Source organism: Vibrio gangliei, assembly GCF_026001925.1.
Classification (GTDB): domain Bacteria; phylum Pseudomonadota; class Gammaproteobacteria; order Enterobacterales; family Vibrionaceae; genus Vibrio; species Vibrio gangliei.
In genome coordinates this window covers 658708-683109 of record NZ_AP021869.1, presented here as the reverse complement: position 1 = coordinate 683109, position 24402 = coordinate 658708, and the positions used below count along the sequence as shown (strand labels likewise).

The following is a 24402-nucleotide window of genomic DNA, read 5'->3' as shown; positions in this document are numbered from 1 at the left end:
GGCCTTCAGGCTCGTCAGTCAAACAGACCCAGGAGCAGCTCAGCCGGTGGCGCCCGGCTTTCGGGTAACGCCCTGGTCCCGCTGGTTTCGGCTTTGTGCTTCAGGTGATCAAGGATCTGCTTGATCACTATAGGGTCTTCAATGCAGGCGATGACTTTCATGGCGCCGCCGCAGCCGCTGCAGGTCTCGATGTCGATATTGAAAACACGCTTGAGCCGTTGCGCCCATGTCATCGACGCTCGCCGTTGTGCTGGTGTTGCCGGTTCATCAGCCACCCTGACCTTGTTGCCCCTGCCCCGTTTTGCCGGCGTGACCAACGCCCGGTGCCGACTGTTGGGTGCGAACACCCCGTGGAAGCGGGTTAGGTTGACTCTGGGCTTCGGTACCAGGGCGGCCAGCCTTGCAATGAAATCCAATGGTTCGAAAATGACGTGCGTGGTGCCGTCCCGGTACGGCGTCTTGAGCTGGTAGCGCACGTTGCCGCCTCGTGTTAACGACAGCCGCTTCTCGGATACCGCCGGGCGGCTGATGTACCGGCACAGCCGTTCGAGCTTCTTGCGTTCATCGGCCCTGGCCGCCACGCCGGCGTGCAGGCTGGACCCGGCTACCTTGCCAATCCCGTCACCGAACGGATCACCACTGGTCGGCAGAGTTTGCAAAGTGAACACCTTTCGCCCCGCCTGTGAACCGACAGCGATACGGTAAGTGATCGAGTGCCCCAGCAGGGGTGTCATCGGGTCGTCATCCACCGCATCCGAGGCCAGATAGCTGTTTTCGACATCCCGTTCCAGCAGGCCTTGCCGTTCCAGATAGCGACCCACCCGGTGGGCGATGGTGTGCGTCAGCTGGGTGAGCTCTGGGCTGGTCGGCGCCTTGACCCAGCGGAAACGCGCTGAGCCGTGGGATTGCTCGACATACACACCGTCGAGAAACAGCATGTGGAAGTGAACATTCAGATTGAGCGCCGATCCAAAACGCTGGATCAGGGTGACCGCGCCCGTCTTGGCCACTTGGTGGGTATGGCCCGCTTTCTTGACCAGGTGCGTGGCAATGACGCGGTAAACGATGCCCAGCACCCACCCCATGATCTCGGGCCGGCTGGCAAACAGGAAACGCAGCTGAAACGGGAAGCTCAACACCCACTGACGCATGGGTTGTTCAGGCAGTACTTCATCAACCAGCAAGGCGGCACTTTCGGCCATCCGCCGCGCCCCACAGCTCGGGCAGAAACCGCGACGCTTACAGCTGAAAGCGACCAGGTGCTCGGCGTGGCAAGACTCGCAGCGAACCCGTAGAAAGCCATGCTCCAGCCGCCCGCATTGGAGAAATTCTTCAAATTCCCGTTGCACATAGCCCGGCAATTCCTTTCCCTGCTCTGCCATAAGCGCAGCGAATGCCGGGTAATACTCGTCAACGATCTGATAGAGAAGGGTTTGCTCGGGTCGGTGGCTCTGGTAACGACCAGTATCCCGATCCCGGCTGGCCGTCCTGGCCGCCACATGAGGCATGTTCCGCGTCCTTGCAATACTGTGTTTAGCAAAAATGCAAGCCGATGAACAACTCGCGATGGCAACAGCTAAAAAATTGGTAGAACAAAAACGCCAAATTGAAAAACAATGTTCTAAATAAATCCACCACTCGCACAAATCCCCCCTATTGTGCGAGCCTAAAAACACAGACACCTTATCACTGCTTTTCGAAACCATTAATCAATGCTTCTAAACCAAATAAAAAAGCCTCTGTGCCATCATCTTGATCCATAATTTGCAAAGCATCTTTTAATAGTCGAGGCATCGTATCATCTGCTATTTGTTGCCTATCATTAAGTGCTGCGATATGTTCTTGCTGCTCTAACACAGAACCTAACGTAAAATGACCAACCGCGCTTATTGCATATAACCCACATTTTAATGAAAAACCATTGTCCACCATAAACTGCAACTGCATTTCTACGGTGTCATATTGGTCTGAACTCGGGCGAGTCCCTAAATGCACTTTTGCGCCATCACGGTAACTTAATAATGCATCACGAAAGCTCAATGCATTATTACGTAAAAATTGTTGCCACGTTTCCCCAACTGCGGGTAATGAATGACGATGATTACGCTTTAGCATTTCAACAGATAATGCATCCAACAATGTGCGCTTGTTCTTCACATGCCAATATAGTGTAGGCTGCTCTACGCCCAGTTTTTGAGCTAGTTTTCGCGTTGTCAGCCCTTCCATTCCCACTTCATTTAGCAACTCTAATGCCACTGTGATGATGGTTTCTTTATCTAATCGCGCCATACTGCCCTCTCTTTTTTTCTATTGACACTCTATCACTGATAGGGATATATTCCAACTCTATCAATGATAGAGAAAAAACGATGAATAAATTTGCGATCACCGCTTTAACGATCACCGCCCTAGATGCTATGGGGATCGGCTTGATCATGCCTGTATTGCCTACATTGTTACGTGAATACGTGTCGGCTGAAAATTTAGCAAATCATTACGGTATCCTGCTGGCACTGTATGCCATCATGCAGGTTTTTTTTGCTCCTCTACTTGGCAAATGGTCTGATAAATTCGGGCGCCGACCAATATTACTACTATCTCTTGCAGGCGCTGCTGTGGATTACACTTTGCTTGCATTATCTAGCTCACTTTGGATGCTATACGTTGGGCGATTAATTTCTGGAGTTACTGGCGCAACAGGTGCGGTCGCCGCTTCTGTTATTGCTGACAATACTGCTTCACAAGAGCGTACTAAGTGGTTTGGACGCTTAGGGGCGGCTTTTGGTGTCGGGTTAATCTCTGGCCCTGCAATTGGCGGCTTTACAGGGCAATTCTCAGCTCATCTTCCTTTTATTATTGCTGCCATTTTAAATGCGCTCTCTTTTTTAGTTATTATGTTGATATTTAAAGATAATAAAATCAAAAATACTGAAAAAAACACCACAGAAACAGCAGAAAATTCGCGACCTTTCCTGCAAGTGATCAAGCCAGTCATACTATTGTTATTTATCTTTTTTATGACTCAAATGATAGGGCAAATTCCAGCAACGACATGGGTGTTATTTACGGAACATCGTTTTCAATGGGGCAGTATGGAGATCGGCCTATCTTTAGCGGGGTTAGGCATCATGCATGCCTTGTTCCAAGCATTTGTAGCGGGCGCAATCGCCAAGAAATTCAATGAAAAAGTGACGATTATTGTGGGCTTTGTTGTTGATGGAGCAGCATTCATTATTTTGTCATTATTGACAAAGGGTTGGATGATTTACCCTACATTAATCTTACTCGCCGGCGGCAGTATTGCGCTACCAGCCTTACAGGGGTTAATGTCAGCTCAAGTCAATCAAACTAACCAAGGTAAGCTACAAGGCGTTCTAGTCAGCTTAACCAATACGACGGGGGTGATCGGCCCATTATTATTTAGCTTTATTTTTGGTCAAACACTGGCAAGTTGGGATGGCTGGATATGGATGATTGGTGCGATAATGTATGTTTTATTGATTGTATTTATTTTATCTTTTTATAGAAGCACCAAAAAGATAGTTAAAATAGCGAAGCTACCAGCGAGCTAAGTTTTAGCATATCAATATTAAGTGCTATGATACCCCTATCAGATTTGCTTTTAGCACAAGATATTAAGAGACAAACCCTATGACATTACCCCCTAAAAAACCAAGAACAAAACCTGCGGAAGAAAGGCTAGATGACCTAATGAACGTATAGGAAGAATAAACGCCCTTTTCACCCAAGTCCAACAGCTTTGGACCGCAGTTGACTCTTTCGACACCCCTGCGATGCAACCCAATCCGGCTGACGGGGAGCCAGCAACGCTGAAAATTTACCCTCCTCTTTCCCACTAGCGGCTCCTTTTCCGACAACCAGCACGGCGGATCCCTGCCGCGGCGCTGTGAACGCAGCATTTTGATTGGTATCGTTGGCCTTCAGGCTCGTCAGTCAAACAGACCCAGGAGCAGCTCAGCCGGTGGCGCCCGGCTTTCGGGTAACGCCCTGGTCCCGCTGGTTTCGGCTTTGTGCTTCAGGTGATCAAGGATCTGCTTGATCACTATAGGGTCTTCAATGCAGGCGATGACTTTCATGGCGCCGCCGCAGCCGCTGCAGGTCTCGATGTCGATATTGAAAACACGCTTGAGCCGTTGCGCCCATGTCATCGACGCTCGCCGTTGTGCTGGTGTTGCCGGTTCATCAGCCACCCTGACCTTGTTGCCCCTGCCCCGTTTTGCCGGCGTGACCAACGCCCGGTGCCGACTGTTGGGTGCGAACACCCCGTGGAAGCGGGTTAGGTTGACTCTGGGCTTCGGTACCAGGGCGGCCAGCCTTGCAATGAAATCCAATGGTTCGAAAATGACGTGCGTGGTGCCGTCCCGGTACGGCGTCTTGAGCTGGTAGCGCACGTTGCCGCCTCGTGTTAACGACAGCCGCTTCTCGGATACCGCCGGGCGGCTGATGTACCGGCACAGCCGTTCGAGCTTCTTGCGTTCATCGGCCCTGGCCGCCACGCCGGCGTGCAGGCTGGACCCGGCTACCTTGCCAATCCCGTCACCGAACGGATCACCACTGGTCGGCAGAGTTTGCAAAGTGAACACCTTTCGCCCCGCCTGTGAACCGACAGCGATACGGTAAGTGATCGAGTGCCCCAGCAGGGGTGTCATCGGGTCGTCATCCACCGCATCCGAGGCCAGATAGCTGTTTTCGACATCCCGTTCCAGCAGGCCTTGCCGTTCCAGATAGCGACCCACCCGGTGGGCGATGGTGTGCGTCAGCTGGGTGAGCTCTGGGCTGGTCGGCGCCTTGACCCAGCGGAAACGCGCTGAGCCGTGGGATTGCTCGACATACACACCGTCGAGAAACAGCATGTGGAAGTGAACATTCAGATTGAGCGCCGATCCAAAACGCTGGATCAGGGTGACCGCGCCCGTCTTGGCCACTTGGTGGGTATGGCCCGCTTTCTTGACCAGGTGCGTGGCAATGACGCGGTAAACGATGCCCAGCACCCACCCCATGATCTCGGGCCGGCTGGCAAACAGGAAACGCAGCTGAAACGGGAAGCTCAACACCCACTGACGCATGGGTTGTTCAGGCAGTACTTCATCAACCAGCAAGGCGGCACTTTCGGCCATCCGCCGCGCCCCACAGCTCGGGCAGAAACCGCGACGCTTACAGCTGAAAGCGACCAGGTGCTCGGCGTGGCAAGACTCGCAGCGAACCCGTAGAAAGCCATGCTCCAGCCGCCCGCATTGGAGAAATTCTTCAAATTCCCGTTGCACATAGCCCGGCAATTCCTTTCCCTGCTCTGCCATAAGCGCAGCGAATGCCGGGTAATACTCGTCAACGATCTGATAGAGAAGGGTTTGCTCGGGTCGGTGGCTCTGGTAACGACCAGTATCCCGATCCCGGCTGGCCGTCCTGGCCGCCACATGAGGCATGTTCCGCGTCCTTGCAATACTGTGTTTACATACAGTCTATCGCTTAGCGGAAAGTTCTTTTACCCTCAGCCGAAATGCCTGCCGTTGCTAGACATTGCCAGCCAGTGCCCGTCACTCCCACTCGAATATCAACGGACACAAAATACATCGGAATAACAGCTAGTTAGAAATGCAACCTTTCTCGATACCATCATCTATACCATGCGTAGAATTTTTTTGATTTTTTGCGTCTCGTCGGCGTTTTAGTTCTACTTTGGCCCAAGCTGAGGATTCTTGCATATCACGACGAAGCTCTTGTATCTCTTCAACACTAAGCCGTCGTGGACCCGAGGTAATTCTATCCATCTTGTGCCTCCAACTTGTCGCAGTACATTTTAAAACGCATCAAAACATGAGTTACCAGCAAGAAACCTTGGGGATATTTTTAGATTGTTTTTCATACACATCTTGAAAGCCATCAATACTGCCCAAAGATTATACAACGAGGAATAACCTCGTTAAATAAAAGGATCAAATCATGGGTTTGAAACCAGGACCAAAACCAATAGCCAAGTCGACTGGTAAACCAGATCAACGTCGACGTGACAACAAAAAAACTCCAGGAAACACTCCGGGCTTAAAGCCGAGTAAATCCTCGACCAAGTAAGGTGTCACCAATGCCGAGTCAGAGTAAGTGGTACTGACTCTTGTTGTTAAATTTCTAAATCGCAAGCACCCTTAGCCAATGTGAAACATTACATGCCCGTTCAACATATATACCCTAGAATGCCATCTAAATTATCAATCTACACGATCTGTTTGCTGAAACATACTAACTAAGTGCTCAGCATTATCATAAAACTTTACAGATGATTTTTTTATTTTGGTGTGGTTGCATTGTGTTGAGTTAATTGCTTGAAAAATATAATTACATAACAAAAAGGATGCATCGATGCCACTACAGACTTATGAAGATACTCTTCAGCAACTAGAAGAAAGGGAGCAGCCGTCAATACTGCTTGCTAATGGCTTTTCTCGGGCATGGAACAATAGAACATTCAATTATGAAAATTTGTTCGATGAAGCCAACTTTAGAGACAGCGACCGAGAGCTGAGAGAAATATTTGATCGTTTTGATACTTTTGATTTTGAAAAAATAATGCATGCTCTGCAATCAGCGGAAAAAGTTTGCGAAACCTATGACGTGAACATAGATATCATTGAACAGATTCAAGCTGACCAAGAGCAGTTAAAAGACTCACTTATTGAGGTAATTGCTAATACTCATCCTCACCGCCCCGGAGCCATTGCGGATGATAGTTTCACCTTAACTAGAAGATTCCTCACTCGTTTCAACAATATATTTTCTCTCAATTACGACTTACTTTTGTATTGGGCTGTAAACAAATGGAATCTACCTCCCTTTAGACCAGATCGATGGTGTGGTATGAAAGATGGTTTTAATGGCGATGAATGGCAACAACGTACTCAAAACTTGCACTTTCTACACGGGGGCCTCCATCTCTACAATACTGAGCAAGGTATTTATAAACGGGTTTATGACCAAGAAGATTGGGATGCGATCGTTGACCAAGTAAGACGATGGTTAGATGCAGGAGAGTTTCCCCTTTTTGTGTCTGAACCCACCTACCAAAAGAAGCTTGAGAAAATCAAACATAACCCATATCTAAATGCTTGCTACCAAGCGTTGGGTGAACTGAGAGGCACTCTCTACATTCATGGTCACTCAATAGCTCATAACGACAGACATATATTCGATCAGATTAATCGTAGTAGAGTAAACAAAGTCTTCATCAGTATCTTTGGAGATGAGAACCAGGACTTAAACCGAGAAGTAATGGCAAACGCAGATAGATTTCTTGACCGTCGCATAGATATAGAATTCTATGATGCCGCATCCACACCTATTTGGTAGCCGTTGATAAAGATGCATCTAAAACAATCCTGACAGCATCCAAAAATCACCAAATAAGAGCGACTATGTTTCAAGAGAGAAACTCATGTCATTCGTTATTTATCAATTAAGGGAGAAGAATATTGTCTTGGATAGAAGAATACCTAAGAGATTACACAAAGGAACGGGACAAGTTATTCAAAGAGCGTTGGTTTACAGCAAAAAGTTGGTTTGCTCGGTCTAAAGAATCTACTAAGTATCAAGAGCTAGAAATACTGCTAAGTATCGAGAAAGAATTTAACTCTAAGTGGTTGAAACATTTAAAGCATGCAGTGGTTAGATATAAATTGAAGGAGGATGATATAGCTGAAGCGAAGTTGCTTATAGACACTCATATATCCAAACATAAAGAGCGAGACTTTTTCCTCATTATTGTTGGTGTCCTGTTCGCTGCTTCTATAAAAGCCTTGGGGAATGACATCCTTTTTAGTTCAGCGGTTGTTCTCACAGCTCTTTTTCTTGGCTATGAACGCTTGTTTGGTAGTACGACAAAAAATAGCTTAGAAGAGTTTAAAGCGATACTGAATGTTGCATCGCAGCCTAAAACATAGCAAATTACCATGAATTAAATTTTATTAATCAAGTACCTATATAAAATACGATATATAATAAAAGCGGGCAGGTGTACCATTGCCAGCCCGTGAGCTTTATCACAAGACATTATGATACTTAACATCAAAAATATTTATCAATCATAGCTGATAGTTCAAAGTCATCCCTACTTATATTGTGTCTAAGACCTTTCACTATTCTCTCTAGTTTTTCATCTTTGACCCCATATTGATATCTAGCTAAGACAATATGAGAAATATATTCACATTGAGAAAAATAACCTTCTTTATCAAATTCTCTCATTGTTCTCAAAACTATACTCAAATAATAACTTTTCTTATCTTCATTAAACTTATCACTAGCTAAAACCTCATTCAGCATTAAAGCATATGACTCAATAATAAGATAAGAATCATACTTTAAAGTTTGTTTCATTCTGTCTTTAACCATTTCAAGCCAAGAACTTGTTACAGAAAATGATTCATAAATTAACCTGTCGTATCTAGTTGGAAATTCACAATCAATATCATCGACAAGGCTGTAATCAAGTTGTTCTACTATATTCTTAACAAATAGAAATATTTTATTTGGATATAAATGGTGCTCATATGCTTGTTCAACTGAAGCTCTTATCATAACGTCAAAAAAATGGATCGACATATAAATAGGGCAACTGAATGCTTTATCGGTATCGTAGTAATTTATGTGGGGAACATTGTAGGAATTATCCTTCCCAGTTAATTCAATAAAATCAGAGACATAATCATAAATTGATTGATAAACTTCCATATCATGGGCAACAGAAACATCAGAAAACAACTCTGTTAATAGTACATTCGTTGGATCTAATTCATAGCAGTCTGTTGTAGTAATGCATTGACATAAAGCTAACTCTCTATAAAGAGGACTAACCGAATTGCTAATCAAAAATTTAAAGAACTCGTGTCTGTACATTGACTCTGAACAAAAATCTTTAGTCAAAATTTTCACACCAAGAACTGGATTAGCAATTGCTAAATGATGCATATAAGATCTAGATTTATATAAGTAGAGAAAGTACTCTTTCACCTCATTTGAAAGCCAATAAGTTTTTGGAAAAAAATTGGAAACCTTGCTCCTTAATTCATTAATTTTAATTTCAATCCGTGATTTTTCATTCTGCCTAAATTCAAATATTATCAGTTCTGATTTTGGCTCTATTAAATTTCCAAAACGAACGAAAACTGATTTATATAAACAATATCTTCTTAATTGGAAATAATATTTATCGACGAAAAATGAAACATCCTTGAAATTATTATCTTTTAGTAATTGGCTAGTTGTTAAATTTAACTTACGAAAATTCTTTCTACTTATTCTAGAGCCATTTATCTTTAATATTGCGTACAATATGGCCACAATAGATACTAATAACAACGAGCTTTCTTTATCAAAACCGAATAACCAACTAAATGGTAAAGCCATGTTATTATTGATCAGGACATCAAGAAACAATAAATAAAGGCTAGAAACTGACAAGATAAAAACTATTATCCAATCAATAATTGTCATTCGAATAACTAAATCAAGGATAACTCTCCTTGGGAGAAGAGCAGCTCCCGTAAGTAGAACTGCGATAACCGTAAGTAAGCCTGATGCATCCATTTTTCTATTTTTCCATAAAGATCAAACTAATATAGTTTCCTTTAATTGAAATGTGAACTCAACAGCTACTTGATATATCACTTGCTCAACTTCGATATTATGTGTGGTTGCCATGTGTCACCTCTCGGTCAGGTGGTATGTGGAAATGCGGGCCGGTGCACCATCACCGGCCCGTGTGCTTTCTAACTACTTGCGTCGACCAACCGGCCAGCGTCTCATTTTGTCGATTTGATCGACCGATCTCGTCATGTCCTTGTAGGCACGCCCGGCCAGCTTGTTTTGGAATACCTCCATTTTGTCGGCAATGGCTTTCATCTTCGGCCCGTGCCTGATGTTGTGCAACCACTGCCCAAAAAAATAGAAGGCAAGCATCACAATGAACATCACGGCGAAGAAACCAAATAACTCCGCAAGGTTTTGAGGTGGAAAGCTAAACTCCATAATGAGTAATCCTTATCTAGTTAGGTCATGCGACCTTTTTTAACAAAACTGGCAACCTCTTCGTTGCGCTCCTGCTGGCGTTCCTGGGCATACGACACATAGTCCTCAACGTCGAAGGTGTGCTTTTCCAGATCGCGCTCTTGCCATTCTGCGTGTGCTTGTCGGGCTTCTTCCTGGTCCTCACTGGATAATCCATCAAAGCCGCCGGTTTGATTCATCCAGCCAGTGCTGCCACCGCCTAAGTTATCGTTGTCAAATGCAGGGGAAGCGTCGTCAGTCGCCCTCCTGGTCATCGCTATCCCCGTCATCTTTCGTGCTGTTTCGGATCGAGCTAGCTAGACGACCTCCTGTAGTGCCGCTGATTCTATCCCCGGCCATATCACCCATTCCCTTCATCAAATTCGCACCGGTATCCGCTGCAATACGCCCCGCTTTTACAGCGCTACCTTTAAAACCGCCAGAGGATTCGCCACCACTAGAAGATTGACCGGAAGCTTGGGTAAAGGAGCCAGCTTCATCAGAATCGCCGCCGCCGCTAAATGCACCGCCCAGGCTCGACATAACGTCAGTATTATTCGCTACGTTCTCGCCTGCTTTTGCAAATGCAGCCTGAATAGCAGACGCTCCGCCGGCGGTAGCCATTGCGGCACCGGCAGCCATACCACCAGTAGCAACAGCCGCTCCGGCCATCGCCCCAGCACTGATACTGCCAGCACCTGCCGCCGCGCCGCCTCCAGGGACTAGGCTGGCAATCACATTGGGAACAGAGTGAATGAGCATCACGAGAACCAGTGAAACGACAAAGATCACCAACAGTTCACGCATAGGGGCATCATTGGATAGATCGGTATAGAAACCGTCCATGATCGACATAGCAATGCCAATGAGCAACGTCATTGTCATCAACTTCAAAGCAACGCCCAATACGCTTTTGAAGTAGTTGATTGCTATATCTGAAGTCCAACGCGAACCACCAAACCCCAGCACGAAAACACCGGCATAGATCAATATCCAAGCCGTCACCAAGGCCAACAACACATTGGCCGCCACTACCGCCATACATGCCAAAATTGCCAGCGTGATTAAGAAGATAGACAGGTTATCTATAGGGCTTGTGATGCTGTAGGACTCACCAGCTTTCACAATAATGTCGAACGCAATACTAATAGGCTCTGACGGGGTTAGATCTCTCGGAAGGCCACCGGCTTGAGCACCGATCATTCTCAACGAGTCGATGATTGACGTCGCAAAGTCTGGGCCGTTTCTGAGCAACCAGAGAAAGAAACCAAACGTCAGGATGAAGCGGACGAACTCGGCAAAAAACTCCCTTATATCCGCTTGTTTAAGGATTAAGGTCCCACCAGTCCAAACAAGGGATATAGTGCCCAGCGTCCAGAATAACCAGGCGGCATAGTTTGTAATTACCGTGCCCCAAGTAGCACTGGCCGTCATGAAACGCACGGCCACTTCATCCAAGACACCATTAGGCTCAATGGCCGCTGACGCAGTTTGCGAAGTCAGTACAACTGCCAGGAGCATAACAAACCGAATGAATAGCTTGCTCATGATTAGAACCCCTTGTTCTTAGAGCGATCAGTGGGCTCGCCCATATCCCAAAAGCAATGTCCTTCTTCCCTCTGCTCTTTCGTTAGGTTTGGGTTGTCACAGTCGATCGTTACAGGCTTGGGCCCGTCATCTTCACCGCATCCCACCAGAACGAAGGAGGCCAACGCACTAACGATAAAAACTCGTGTGATATTTTTCATAATTAAAATCCCCTGTTTTCCGAACGGTCGGTTGGCTCGCCCATATCAAACAACCTTTCACGGGACGCTTGATATTGAGCTTCGCGATCAGCATCCGCCTGCATTCGAGTGCCAACGGCATTCTGCTGAGCGATCAGCAAGCTGCGGATTTGCAGGAGCTGGTTGGCCTGGTTGCTAGCGAGCTGGTTAGCATAACCAATCGCAGCCAGTTGGCCGTCCGCGCTCTGAGCACCAGATTGCAGGCGGTTAAGCTGACGGGCATCGGCTTCCAAGTTATCTTGCTGTTGTTCCAGACTCCTAAACAGTGCGTCATTGGCCTTTTTCTGCGATTCAGACGCAAGACGTCGGTTCTCGGTCATTGCGGCCCGTTCAGCATCACTGCACCCCACTGACGAGAAGCAAGGCGAACTGCGGTAATAGGCCACGTCCTGGAACTTACCCAAGTACGCATCGAGGCTGCCGATCTGGTTTTGGTAATAGGCGAGTGTGTTGGTCGCCTGGTTCAGATCGTTGATGGTGCGTTGCGCTTGGTCCCAAATATAAGAAGCCGGGGCCATCGAGTTTTGCAGCATATTTTCATACTGCTGCAACTGGGTTTGATACTGCTGAATTTGCTTAGTAGTCTGTGTAACAGCTTCCATTGCCGACATGATGTTCTGAACTAGATTCGTACCATCAGCAACCGGAATCCCCGCATATACAGGATTAGAAAGGTTTAACGCCAAGGAGATGGCGAGCACGGGAATTTTAGCCGCTAAAATTTTTCGTTTTAGCATGGTTAATTACTCTTAGTGGTTATGACTAAAAGTTGCATTCACCAACCTGTAGGGCTCGCTCCCTACTCCTGCCGTTACCAGCGGTGAATGTGGGCCTTTTCAGAGATAGATCGCCACTTACTATCCCGGCGCCCGACCTGCGCGACACCGTAAAACGCGCGGCCAAATAGGGTTAAACATCGGTGTTATTACCAACCGAAGCGGTTAGGGCTTCCGTCGATTCCTTTGCCATCACATCAACGTGATCGGCTCTTATGTTGTCGTTTCGCCTTTTTAGCTGCCTGCTCAGCTTGGAGCTTAGCTTTACGCTGCTCTAGTGCTGGCATGACCGCCGTTTTTTCAGGTACAGGACCTGACTGCATCGCTAAGACCTCTAACTGAGATAGGTTTTGCAACCAGCCACGGCGTGAAGGTGGCACTTTGCCAATTGGTAACACGCCAGGCTTATCAGACCGCTTGGCCCTTTTATTCTGGGCCATTAATGCCTGACGGCGGCGTTCTAGTCCTTGATCGGCAAATTTGATAGACAGATTGCCATCTGCTGCCGCCTTGATTACTCGCGCCTTGAACTCAGGCGAACCATTCACGGTAATACAATTACCGTAACGCTCCATTGCTACCTTTAGCGCAGCTAGAACACTGGTTTGATTGGAAGCCGTCGACACTTGTAGACGCTCACCATCATCACGCACGGCGCTGTTACCTGCTCGATAAATAATGGTGCCTTTTTTCGTAATCGTATCGACCATTGCTTTGGGCTCGGCCTGAACTGCATCCCCATTTAGTGTGTTGCCTTTAAGCTTTTGTGCAGCCTCTCGGCTACGTAGCGCTTTGAGGGCTTCGCTATCTCCCTGCAATGCCTGGCTCTTTAACCAATCCGCCCAGGCTTGGCGTTTATTGCTTTGATATATCGTTTGCCGTTGCTCTTGGTAACGCTTGTGAATGCGCTCAAGCTCGCTTTTCAATGCATTGCTGGCCTGTTTGTACAAAAGCTTCTTAGTAAGCTTATTGCTACCGGTTAACTTAATCGCTGCGCGACGGCCACGCCCTTTCCTCTTGGCGTTATCAACCTGTCGATCTTTATCACGACGAGCCTGTTCAAGGGCTTGCGTTTTACTCTCTGCGGCATGTTTCTGCTCTGCTTGATAACGGACATATAGCTCGGTGGTATTCACCTTCAAGCGAACAGGTCGGTGTGTATATTGGCGGCTCGGCTTAACAGAATCCGATGCAGTCGCTTCAAAGGGACCAAGGCGCGCTTCGAGTTTGGGTTTAGAAAACTCACGCCCCAAGGTGCTCGCTTTGATGATCGCTTCACCGTCGGCAACGATCACTAGACCATTTCCTCTGGTTCTTAACTGCAAACCATTGTCCTGCATGACCTGGTGCAACGCCTGCCAGCTATTGGCTGATTTAATCTCGTCCATGCATTCGCGCTTCACCCACCCCACTAAGCTTTCAATACCCGAATGCCGCTCCATATCCATCGCACGTGATTCCGCCCCGCACTTGCGCGGTATATGATTATCCGGCTGCAAACCAAAGTCCTGCTCGATGGACTCGCACATTTCCGCTAGCTTCTTATGCGGGTAGTACGGCTCATGGATTGTGTTGCGAGTAGGGTGAATCTTGTTAATTGCGATATGGATATGTTGATTGTCCGTATCGTTGTGCACAGCACTGACACGCTGATATTCTCCATAGCCCAAGCCTTGGCAAATGCGCTCTTCTATCGCGGCCAAAGTATGCGCTTCTAACTGTTCACCATTAGGGAAGCTCACTATCAGGTGGTAGGTTTTATCACTCTTCGCTCGCGTGTTCGCGAATTGAGTTGCTAACACTTCGCTGATCGCATCGCGCACGGTTTTCGCTTCACAGTTATTTAAACGAACGTTACCAAGTCGATGCTCTTTGCTCTGGTGATCGGTGATGTAATTCACCAAGCCCGCAAAGTCAGATTTCCCCTGCGAACGCATCGGTACGTGCTTGACTATCATTGATCGGCCCTCGGCCGAAGAATGGATTCCATAAGCGAGCTCATTTGATCTTGCGTCGCTTCAATACGATTAAGCACCGCTAAGATTGTATTGGCCCCAACATGTGCCACCTTGGCATCATTACTAAGCCATAACTTCAGCAATCCACCCAGACGTCCTAAGTCACCATTAACCCGCACTAACTCGCGTACATGCTCTGCATCGGTAATTCCCTGGATACGATAGCCTTGGCCGACTTCGCGCAAATAGGTCGAAGCACTGAGCCCTGCCTGTGCTGACATGGATTCGATCAACGCACGCTCCTCTGGCAGACAGTAAACCTTAATCGGTGGGCTGTTCTTTCTAGTGCTCTTGTTCGTATTGCTCGCCATGTTTGTCTCCTATTTCAGGCCCCGCAGGGCAGGATCAACGTTGAGTGCCGAAGGTGCGAATAAGTCATAAGTGAAGAGGCTTCGCCATGCTTGCATGGAGGGCCTACTTCACACATCCTGCCCGCATTTCAACTTTGGTTTTATCACGGAAAGTTATGCATGCCCTTGTGCATTTCTCTGCATTTAACTGTTTATTCCCGTGTAAACCATGTTTACCCGATAAGTCCGATACTTATAGCGATATGACAGCGCACTTATAATGATTCAATAGCGCTAAAATAGCGGTCTACAGCGATTTATGCGTGTTGGCTTTACTCCAATATCACGACACAGAAAAACACAGCTTTCCTAACACTTTCCGCTCTAGGCTAAATTCAAAGCCTTCGTGTTTAACTGCCCCTCAAGTGTCAATGAATGTTTAGACGCCAAGAAAAAAAGAATAAAAAACACTTTATTTTCATGTAGTTGAAAATACATAACTTCCCAAAAAATGATTTCATTGACAGTTTTAAGCAGTTTATTTTTATAAATCTTATCCACAATATTTGTTTGCTTAACTACAGGTTAATTTTTATATAGGTATACCTACAGGAAAGTACTATAGGGAGTTCTACAACCACCTGTTATTAAAAAACTTTTTGGCACTTTGCGGGACAGAACATGCGCACTCCGGGACAAAACATGCGTAAGCCGGGACAGAACATGCGCAAAATACCCCCTTTAAAGCGGGACAGAACATGCGTGGATAACTTTCTAAATACCCAGGCTTAATAACATCTAGAATGGTGCGTACATACTGTTTCATACCGTTCACTCTATCGCTTTGTCCGTCGAGGTACTTGTGGAGCACTTGGTTTCAAAAGCAATCCTTTTTCGGTTGAAGTAGCATCTAGCTCTGGCCATGCATACTGAACCTTTTTAAGCCCATCGAGAAACCGTTTTCTGAAATCTCGATGTCCCTGAGGAGTATTAGGGTAATTGGCTCCTATTTGGTCCATTAGTCCTTCCCAGGGAATGACTGTTGAACGTTTTAAATAGCTGACTCGGTATGTTGCCCAGCAATATATATCGAGAGCCATAGGAGAACGCTTAATCAACCGTAATACCCTCATATCTAGAGGAACTGGTTTATCTGTTATCAGTTGAAAAAACTTTGGCGACAGATCTACCCAAGAGCCCCATAATGAATTTTGATCTGGATGCTTTGTGCTCCACCATATATGTGAAACATCCGCTACTCTGGCACCAATCTCATCCTCAGAAATATATTCATCACCTTCATTATGTTCCGTAAACATAACGCTAATGGTGGTTTTAAAAAGTTTGCTCATCTGCTCACGCAAACGCGGAATAGAACCATCTTTCCCCCCAGTTCCCGATAACCCTAGTTCGGCCATAAAGCTTCTCTGAGAATTCCCTAATTCAAGCCTACGCGCCTCTGTCTCACCGATATAACCCTTATCCAATCTGGACTTGTTTCTTACTGCTTGAGTGGTCATCCAAACCAGAAGCAAACGTGCATAGCAACCGTAAGGCAAACCTACAGATGAGGGGGCCATCATGTGCATTGTGAAATTACCATTCTTCCGACTCCACTCATTCGATTCTGGCTTACTGTGCGGTATGGTTGCTTGAATCAGAAGCCGAGCAATAAAACCGAGTTCATTAGCCTCCTGAGCACTGCACTCCTGGATTGCTATGATGTTGTCTATATATTTCGTGCTTAGCTCTAGTTTACCGCTGGCACCCGAGGCACTTTTTTGCCGAATAGTTCCCCTAGCCTGAACATCCGTTACATCTTTAAGCGTCATGTGAACTCAGACTTACCAAATAAAACCAGGTCTTGCGGCTTTTAACGCAGACCTGCGCTTTTCTTCTATCCAGTTCTCCACTTCAGCCAGGTCCCAAGCAACACTTCGGCTGGTCAGAACAATACGACGAGGAAACTCACCGCGCTGTTCCAGGTTATAGATGGTTCGATCAGACAAAGGGATCATGCTGAGTAAGGTTTTGCGATTTATCAGCGTTTTGTTTGTCATTGATGGATTCATAACCTTCTCCTTTTCAACATTCTTGGGTTGATAATGCCAGGAGCTGCCTGTAGATTAGGCTAATCATTGGACAAAAAAGTTGGATATGAAAATATTTGAAACTGAGATGGATGCGTCAGAACGACTAGGTCCGTTTTATATTCCTGTATGGGAGAATTCTGACAACTCTGTGGCAAATGCCATTCGCATTTTTAGGGAGAAATGGCATTCATACTCGGAAGAGTCTAAAAGCCACAGCATCATAAACTTGATTAAACAGGTGATTGATCCCGTGGTATCGGAATACTTGAGTAGCCTTCCAAACCAGTATTTGTCCTATTGCCCTATCTCAAGAGAAAAGTGTAACTATAGTGCTCTCATCAAGTTGAGAGGTTTTCGTTATACGGCCGACCAAATTCACTTTTATTTACGCGACTTTGTTGATAAGAGCTCCCACACAGAGCAAGACATACTATTCATATCGACTCAGGATATGCTCAAATCATTGTTTATGATTTGTGAAGGAAAGAAACCTAATAGATCAAAACTAGCGCCTGATATCAGTTTAAAGTCGGATAAAAAAACACGACTGTGTGCCTTGTGTGGAAGCCCAACAGAGTTTTCACAGTTCATGCATACATGGACGAAACACGGATATATTGAGAGAGAAAACAATGATCGTGACAATGATGAAAAAGACGGAAAGAAAAAGCGACCAGATCTGAGTACGAATTACTGTCTAAACCATCGTCCCAAGCTTCATGGCCGATGGAACTCTCTATATAAGCAAGCCAAGCGCTCTGCAGAACAATTTGAGAAAGAAGTCTTGAGATTACGACGCCAAATCGCTCATCCAGACCGTCATAACGCTAAGTCCGGAGATAGATTAATTGATGAGTACTTTTATCACTTCATGCTGAACTCTTCACTGGCCCCAACTAATGTACCCGAACTGCGCAATTTAGCGCGCAAGATGGTAGATTCTCGGATAACGGACAATAAAAAACGCATGCTGGTTCTTCGCAAACAGAACAAATCTAATGAAGATATTGGTATATTGCTGGGTGAAATCACGGGTAAGCTTTTGTCAAACCAGGCAGTTTATAAAGCCTTGGGAACCATACGTGATGAGTTTAAACTATGAATATCCAAACCCTGTCAGAATCTTAGAAGGTAAGGTTAGGATAAGATCATCGACTAACCTTATCCTTAGTAACTATATCAATCGTTAAAAACTTAATCTTCTAAATACTCAATTCTAAATAATTTATCACTCTCAGATAGTTTAACCACAAAATAATCTTCATTATTTAGAGAATCTGGCAATTTATCTTTCAAAATTGACGCAACAAATTGAACGTTATTTTTATCAACTAAATCAGCTATTTTTACTAGTTGATTATCATGCATTAGCTCTTTTTTATCATTTAATAAAAAATGCATACACGGTATATTTTCTTCATCTGCAAAAAGAGTATAAGCAATGTCAAAACAAGAAATTTCACCCTGTTTTTTTCCTGAGCTAAAATTAGTATTAAACGCAGAGAACTTGTATAATCTCTGACCTTTTTTATTTATTATTTTATCATATTTTAAAGCGTACTTTTCACCATAGAGATTCTGGGACGTGGCTGAAAAATGCTTATTAAATCTGTTAACCTGCTGTTTAACCACTGCCTCAAATTCATCAGAAAACAATTCATTATCTATATCACTTAATTGTGACTCATAATTTTGTATATTTTCTTCAACCTCTATCAATTGACTTATAATACTTTCAAACTCGCCTTTATCACGATACTTATCATTAAGTTTCGATATTAGCACTTCAAGATCCTCAAAGGAGGAACTTTTCGACACCAGTTCTGCTAAATCTTTTTCCACTTTCAAAAAATTATTTAATTCATGATTTTTTGACTTTATTTTACTTTCTATTATTGGAAGTTCTTTTGTAATATAAGAAATTCGTTCATTCACCATTTTATTATGGTAACTTACTAACTCACCGAAAGTCTTATTTAATTTACCTAAATTATTAGAAGCTTGATTATAGATTGATTCCAATTGAGATAAATCAATATAAGAAGCAGTAGAAGATAACTCTGATTTTGTTTCTTCTATTAAATCTTTCCTTAAATTAAGGTTACCCAAATCATTACTTACGCGGTTAATTTCATATCTAACTTTGTTTAGTTTATTAAGATCTCTTTCAAAGTTCTCGTTAATGTTTAATGAAGATTTTTTTCTATCTAACTCATCAATTTCAGTCTCAACAATAGCAAGCGCAGCTTCGTACGCTGATTTTGTTTGTACTTTTTCCAATCGATTTTTAAACACATTTTCTTGATGTATATCTTGAAGAATCTTCTGTTTAGAGCTTCCCTGAGAAAAATCACACCCTAATAAATACAGATATAAAGTTTCATATTCTGCATCACTAGTATAATTATCGAGTGTTTTTAATGTATTAGATACACTGAGATCACTATAGCGAATATTATGTGATATAATTTGACGAAATGTTGGTTTTTTCCCAACTTGGCTAGGAAAAAATATTTCCGTGAGTTTATCTTCAAATTCGCTCTCGGTATATTTAATCCCATCTATTTTTCTTATAATTTTACTTCTAGCGAGAAAATTCCTTTCTATAACAACTGTTCTTGAGTTCTCATCGTCTAAATTTTCTGATAAATAGAGAAATATTGATACATTATTATCCACTAGGTAGCCTTTGACTAGTGAATAGATCTCTTTTTTATTCTCAGGGTCTTCATATATGATTTTTGGCTTGGCTCCAAGACAAAAATCAATCAACTTCAATACGGTAGTTTTTCCGACACTATTACCAGTTACCTGACCATCACTCTCATCAACAACAAGATTTAACCCCTTATGGAAAGGTATCTCACGAATAATATGAGATGGAGTGGCTATAATAATTTTTTTTATAAACATAATTCAACGTCACCCGAGTTTAAAACCGCCACATCAATCAAATATAACCAATCTAGACATAATATAAACAATGGAAATGATATAGTTTTTACTTCTCTTACTTTTTCATAAAGCTCTAATAACTCTACTTTCTTATATTCTTGAAGAATTTTAAGAACAATAGCTCCGTTGTAATAAACACTATTATCTGGATGAATATTATCAGGAAGCAGCATAACTATATCCTTCCGGGTTATCCATTATTTTACATCTAACAAATGCATCTACAACTAGTATATCTATACATAACTCAAGTTCATCTATAGGAATCTCACTGTAATTAGCACTTTCAATAACTTTATTCTTTAGCACTTCAATGACATTAAAGAATATTTCATCTGAATCAGAAGCTCCTTTCTTAGACTTAATATACTCTCTCTTAATTGTCGCCAAAACAGAACTACTTTTGTTACTACCTTGACTATCAAAAACAGAATATTTAGAATCAACTCTCCCATGGAACAGGCTATATTCTTCTATCAAATCTTTAGCGCTATCTAATTCATTATGAGATATTTTTCTTTCTATTTCAAACTGTTTGACAGTAGACTCACCCACATTACCATGCCAATTTTCTTTTGCTAGAATATTTATAATAATAGCAAGATTAGAGTCTAACTTCGCAACATCAACACCATTGCCTAACTCACCTTTAATGAAACTATAAACAGACATTTGTCCAGCTATATCTTTTTGTAAAATCTCATTCAATATTGATGTTATATCAATAATATCTCGTGATGGTGAAAAAGAAATTCCATGTGGATTTTTAAATTTACTCTTCCTTAAATTTGACGCATCTTTTGATATTGAAATAAACTTAAATTTATAACTTAAGTAATTTTTTATTATTTCTTTTTCTAAAGCAGACTCGACTTTGTTTTTTGTGCAAGTAGAAGACACTTGGATAATTATTTTGTTTTTATGATCAATTAAGTCAATAGCTTCAACATTCTGTAAAACCTTATTGAGGTTTTCAAGTTCATAACCGTATAATAAATTCAAAAGATGTAAGTAGAAGCTTTCTGAGTGCATATGCAAATGCAACATATTTAGCTTACCGTTGGTTTCGATTCTGTAAGCTAAGGTATGAATTTTTTCATCAATATAGTTATAATATGCTGTTCTATTCATTTATTTTTCTAGCCGAAGTCTGTTTTAAGAACATATGCGTTTAAACAATGGTTAAGTTATAAAAACTTAGTACTCAATATAACAGTTTTCACCTTGAATTTATACGGCAAAGTAACTCATCTTAGCAAAGAGTAAGTGACATACAAATCAATGAGATAAATATGTTTTCATTGTCCACTCATCAATCATATCTGCCCAGTCCTGTAGCATTGATGCACGTTGCTCTCGATATTCAGCTTTGTTGTAAACTGCCCTCACCCCTTTCTGTTCGTGCGCCAGGCATTTTTCTATCCAATCCGTGTTGTATCCAGCTTCATGCAGCAGTGTACTCGCTGTTCTACGTAGGTCATGCGGTCCAAACTTACTTAAGGACTGACCATCTTTCTGAGCAGCTTTATACGTCAATGCCAATACTCGATTCATCGTTGCACTACTCATTGGGGCATCTGAGTCATAACGGGAAGGAAGAATGTAATCAGATCCACCGGCAAATGTCTTCAAGGCGATCAAAATATCCATCACCTGGCGTGACAAAAACACCAGATGCGGGTTACGTCGTTTCATCCTTTCTTTAGGGATTGTCCACAACGCTTCGCTAAAGTTAATTTCACTCCAAGTTGCATTGGTTAACTCGCTTTTACGTACCATAGTCAGCAAAAGCAACTTTACCGCAGCACGAATCGAAGGCGTGGTTCCTACCTTTTCCATATAGCGGTACATCAAACCGATCTCAGCAGGTGTTAATGTTCGGTCTCTTGGCTCAAACCGAGCGATACTTGCAGGCCTCACCAAATCTGCCGGGTTCTCAACTTTCTGCCCTCTCTCAATTGCCCACCGATACACCTGGAGTACAATATCACGCGTGTGTACAGCCGTTGCGGGCGCGCCACGCTCTACTATCGCATCAGTCAGTGCTCGCAGATCTTCATGGGTGATTTCGGTCAGCTTCTGATTGCCAAATTTGCCCTCTAACTCTCGTGCATAGACTGAGCGACGCATATCCCGGGTAGATTCGGCCATCTGATAGCCACGCAGCCATTTCTGAGCCCAGGCACCAAAGGTTTCAGCATCTTTCGTTCTCGCCTTAGCACGTGCTTTCTCTTTGGCCGGTGACTTTCCATCAGTAACCATTCGCTTCGCTTCATTGAGACGCTCACGCGCTTCAGCTAACGTGATGCCTCCTACTCCGTAACGACCAAAGGTAATAGTTTCTTGTCTGCCATTGATCGAGTAGTTGTAGCGAAAAGAGATAGAGCCTGCGGTAGTGACAGCAACATAGAGGCCATCACGGTCATTGACTTTGTAAAGTTTATCTTTGGGTTTGAGATTGCGTAGCTTGGTATCAGTCAGCATGTTTCGACCTTTTATTCTTGTTTGATACCATGCTGAAAAACCTCTAAAAAAATAGAGATTAATATTTATAAAACAGATAGATATGTAAATTTAATACCATGTCCCATCAAAAACACTCAGCATGGTATCGGGCGTAATCCATGGCATTACCGATGAATCATACCCATCAAAATACCACGGTCAAACCGTGCTTGGCGTTGCCAGACATTGCCAAAAATGACTAAGCCAAAAGCAAAAAAAGTCCGCAATTACGCGGACTTAAGTATGATTTGGTGCCTGTTAATGCCAGACCTTTCTTAAAGGAGCATTATTCCCACTCAATCGTTGCTGGTGGCTTACCAGAAATATCGTATACCACACGTGAAATGCCATCGATTTCGTTGATGATGCGGTTCGAGACTTTACCTAGGAAGTCGTAAGGTAGGTGTGCCCAATGCGCAGTCATAAAGTCGATGGTTTCTACCGCACGTAGCGATACAACCCAATCGTATTTACGGCCATCGCCCATTACGCCAACTGAACGTACTGGTAGGAATACAGTAAATGCTTGCGATACTTTGTGGTAAAGATCCGCAGCATGTAGCTCTTCAATGAAGATCGCATCAGCGCGGCGCAGTAAGTCACAGTATTCTTTCTTCACTTCACCCAGAACACGTACGCCTAGGCCAGGACCTGGGAATGGGTGACGGTAAAGCATGTTGTATGGCAAACCTAGCTCCAAACCAATTTTACGCACTTCGTCTTTAAACAATTCACGTAGAGGCTCAACCAAGCCCATTGCCATATCGTCTGGCAAGCCGCCTACGTTATGGTGAGATTTGATCACGTGAGCTTTACCGGTTTTCGATGCCGCTGACTCAATCACATCTGGGTAGATTGTACCTTGTGCCAACCATTTCGCGTTTGATAATTTCTTCGATTCTTCATCAAAGATTTCAACGAAAACGCGGCCAATGATCTTACGTTTGGCTTCTGGCTCAGCTTCACCGCCTAATGCATCTAGGAAACGGTTTTCAGCATCAACGTGAACAATGTTTAGTCCAAAGTGATCACCAAACATTTCCATCACTTGCTCTGCTTCGTTCAAACGTAGTAAGCCGTTATCAACAAATACACAAGTCAGTTTGTCGCCAATCGCGCGGTGGATAAGCATTGCCACTACCGATGAATCCACACCGCCAGATAGACCTAGGATCACTTCGTCATCGCCCACTTGCTCTTTAATGCGAGCCACTGCGTCTTCGATGATAGAAGATGGGGTCCATAATTTTTCACAGCCACAGATGTTCAGAACAAAGTTCTCAAGCATACGTAGACCTTGGCGAGTATGAGTTACTTCTGGGTGGAATTGTACACCGTAAAAACGTTGTTCTTCATTCGCCATTGCCGCGTATGGGCATGTATCAGTTTGAGCAACTTTGGTAAATGTAGAAGGAATCTCAACCACTTTGTCACCGTGGCTCATCCAAACATCAAGCAATGGTTTGCCGTCTTCAGCAATCGCATCTTCAATGTTTTTGAATAGCTCACACTCTTCAACCATTTTTACTTGCGCGTAGCCAAATTCACGCTCGTTTGAACCCGCGACTTTACCGCCCAATTGCTCAGACATGGTTTGCATGCCGTAACAAATACCAAATACAGGTACGCCAGCGTTAAAGACATATTCAGGTGCACGAGGAGAGCCGGCTTCCGTTACGCTCTCAGGGCCACCAGAAAGAATAATACCGTTTGGATTGAACTCACGGATATCCGCTTCATCCACATCCCAGCTCCATAGTTCACAGTACACACCGATTTCGCGGATACGGCGAGCAATCAATTGAGTGTATTGAGAGCCAAAGTCTAAAATTAAAATACGCTGAGCATGAATATTGGTCGTCATTCGTTTTCTCTAATAATCATTTCAAGGTTGAAAATGGTGTGAGTTTCGAGTTTCGAGTTTC

The 24402-nt window shown here is 44.0% G+C and carries 21 protein-coding genes; 4 read left to right on the top strand and 17 right to left on the bottom strand.

All coding sequences use genetic code 11. The features are described from left to right. Positions 1-14: 14 nt before the first annotated feature. Positions 15-1508, bottom strand: coding sequence for an IS91-like element ISCR2 family transposase (locus Vgang_RS03105; RefSeq protein WP_001120888.1), 1494 nt, complete (start codon positions 1506-1508; stop codon positions 15-17). Positions 1509-1686: 178 nt separating this feature from the next. Further along, positions 1687-2289, bottom strand: coding sequence for a tetracycline resistance transcriptional repressor TetR (gene tetR / locus Vgang_RS03100; protein WP_000113092.1), 603 nt, complete (start codon positions 2287-2289; stop codon positions 1687-1689). A gap of 80 nt (positions 2290-2369) precedes the next feature. Here tetR and tet(59) point away from each other — a divergent pair, with 80 nt between their 5' ends. Beyond that, the gene (gene tet(59), locus Vgang_RS03095) at positions 2370-3572 is read left to right on the top strand and encodes a tetracycline efflux MFS transporter Tet(59) (protein ID WP_001031679.1); all 1203 of its coding nucleotides are present in this window, start codon (positions 2370-2372) and stop codon (positions 3570-3572) included. Positions 3573-3950: 378 nt separating this feature from the next. Here tet(59) and Vgang_RS03090 read toward each other — a convergent pair whose 3' ends face one another. Continuing rightward, positions 3951-5444, bottom strand: coding sequence for an IS91-like element ISCR2 family transposase (locus tag Vgang_RS03090; RefSeq protein ID WP_001120888.1), 1494 nt, complete (start codon positions 5442-5444; stop codon positions 3951-3953). 931 nt (positions 5445-6375) lie between these two features. On the opposite strand from Vgang_RS03090, the gene Vgang_RS03085 reads away from it, so the two are divergent. Beyond that, positions 6376-7359, top strand: coding sequence for a DUF4917 family protein (locus Vgang_RS03085; protein WP_031430547.1), 984 nt, complete (start codon positions 6376-6378; stop codon positions 7357-7359). Positions 7360-7481: 122 nt separating this feature from the next. Next, positions 7482-7949 carry a hypothetical protein gene (locus Vgang_RS03080; RefSeq protein ID WP_031430545.1) on the top strand — a complete coding sequence of 156 codons (468 nt, stop codon included), beginning with the start codon at positions 7482-7484 and terminating at the stop codon, positions 7947-7949. A gap of 124 nt (positions 7950-8073) precedes the next feature. Here Vgang_RS03080 and Vgang_RS03075 read toward each other — a convergent pair whose 3' ends face one another. The 9 genes from Vgang_RS03075 to Vgang_RS03035 all read right to left on the bottom strand — a co-directional run bounded on the left by Vgang_RS03075 (position 8074) and on the right by Vgang_RS03035 (position 16996). Continuing rightward, positions 8074-9594 (bottom strand): hypothetical protein, encoded by a 1521-nt coding sequence (locus tag Vgang_RS03075; protein ID WP_031430544.1) that lies wholly within the window; start codon positions 9592-9594, stop codon positions 8074-8076. A 186-nt stretch (positions 9595-9780) separates the two neighbouring features. Beyond that, a complete protein-coding gene (locus Vgang_RS03070; RefSeq protein WP_031430542.1) occupies positions 9781-10035 on the bottom strand; it encodes a hypothetical protein in 255 nt (84 codons plus the stop codon). Positions 10036-10055: 20 nt separating this feature from the next. Then, positions 10056-10253 carry a hypothetical protein gene (locus tag Vgang_RS03065; protein WP_031430540.1) on the bottom strand — a complete coding sequence of 66 codons (198 nt, stop codon included), beginning with the start codon at positions 10251-10253 and terminating at the stop codon, positions 10056-10058. A 55-nt stretch (positions 10254-10308) separates the two neighbouring features. Further along, on the bottom strand, positions 10309-11601 hold the full coding sequence (trbL, locus tag Vgang_RS03060) for a P-type conjugative transfer protein TrbL (protein ID WP_102887441.1): 1293 nt from the start codon (positions 11599-11601) through the stop codon (positions 10309-10311). A gap of 202 nt (positions 11602-11803) precedes the next feature. Then, the gene (gene trbJ, locus Vgang_RS03055; protein WP_102887443.1) at positions 11804-12577 is read right to left on the bottom strand and encodes a P-type conjugative transfer protein TrbJ; all 774 of its coding nucleotides are present in this window, start codon (positions 12575-12577) and stop codon (positions 11804-11806) included. A 236-nt stretch (positions 12578-12813) separates the two neighbouring features. Next, on the bottom strand, positions 12814-14574 hold the full coding sequence (gene traI / locus Vgang_RS03050) for a TraI/MobA(P) family conjugative relaxase (RefSeq protein WP_105903380.1): 1761 nt from the start codon (positions 14572-14574) through the stop codon (positions 12814-12816). Then, the gene (traJ, locus tag Vgang_RS03045) at positions 14571-14945 is read right to left on the bottom strand and encodes a conjugal transfer transcriptional regulator TraJ (RefSeq protein ID WP_105903379.1); all 375 of its coding nucleotides are present in this window, start codon (positions 14943-14945) and stop codon (positions 14571-14573) included. Before traJ ends, traI begins: the two co-directional genes overlap by 4 nt. Positions 14946-15760: 815 nt before the next feature. Next, a complete protein-coding gene (locus tag Vgang_RS03040) occupies positions 15761-16756 on the bottom strand; it encodes a replication protein RepA (RefSeq protein WP_031430529.1) in 996 nt (331 codons plus the stop codon). A gap of 12 nt (positions 16757-16768) precedes the next feature. Next, entirely contained in the window at positions 16769-16996 is a 228-nt protein-coding gene (locus Vgang_RS03035) for a helix-turn-helix transcriptional regulator (protein WP_001069954.1), read from the bottom strand. Between the two features lie 85 nt (positions 16997-17081). On the opposite strand from Vgang_RS03035, the gene Vgang_RS03030 reads away from it, so the two are divergent. Then, positions 17082-18119 carry a transcriptional regulator gene (locus Vgang_RS03030; protein WP_105903378.1) on the top strand — a complete coding sequence of 346 codons (1038 nt, stop codon included), beginning with the start codon at positions 17082-17084 and terminating at the stop codon, positions 18117-18119. Positions 18120-18211: 92 nt separating this feature from the next. Here Vgang_RS03030 and Vgang_RS03025 read toward each other — a convergent pair whose 3' ends face one another. The 5 genes from Vgang_RS03025 to guaA form a co-directional block, all read right to left on the bottom strand. Beyond that, positions 18212-19930: a DUF2326 domain-containing protein gene (locus tag Vgang_RS03025; RefSeq protein ID WP_031430523.1), complete on the bottom strand. Its 1719-nt coding sequence runs from the start codon at positions 19928-19930 to the stop codon at positions 18212-18214. Continuing rightward, positions 19921-20145: an ABC-three component system middle component 6 gene (locus Vgang_RS03020; RefSeq protein WP_000926259.1), complete on the bottom strand. Its 225-nt coding sequence runs from the start codon at positions 20143-20145 to the stop codon at positions 19921-19923. The genes Vgang_RS03025 and Vgang_RS03020 overlap by 10 nt, the downstream gene beginning before the upstream one ends. Continuing rightward, entirely contained in the window at positions 20132-21103 is a 972-nt protein-coding gene (locus tag Vgang_RS03015) for an ABC-three component system protein (RefSeq protein WP_031430519.1), read from the bottom strand. Before Vgang_RS03015 ends, Vgang_RS03020 begins: the two co-directional genes overlap by 14 nt. A gap of 147 nt (positions 21104-21250) precedes the next feature. Then, on the bottom strand, positions 21251-22456 hold the full coding sequence (locus Vgang_RS03010; protein ID WP_031430517.1) for a tyrosine-type recombinase/integrase: 1206 nt from the start codon (positions 22454-22456) through the stop codon (positions 21251-21253). 307 nt (positions 22457-22763) lie between these two features. Next, positions 22764-24341: a glutamine-hydrolyzing GMP synthase gene (guaA, locus tag Vgang_RS03005; RefSeq protein ID WP_105903377.1), complete on the bottom strand. Its 1578-nt coding sequence runs from the start codon at positions 24339-24341 to the stop codon at positions 22764-22766. Positions 24342-24402: the final 61 nt, after the last annotated feature.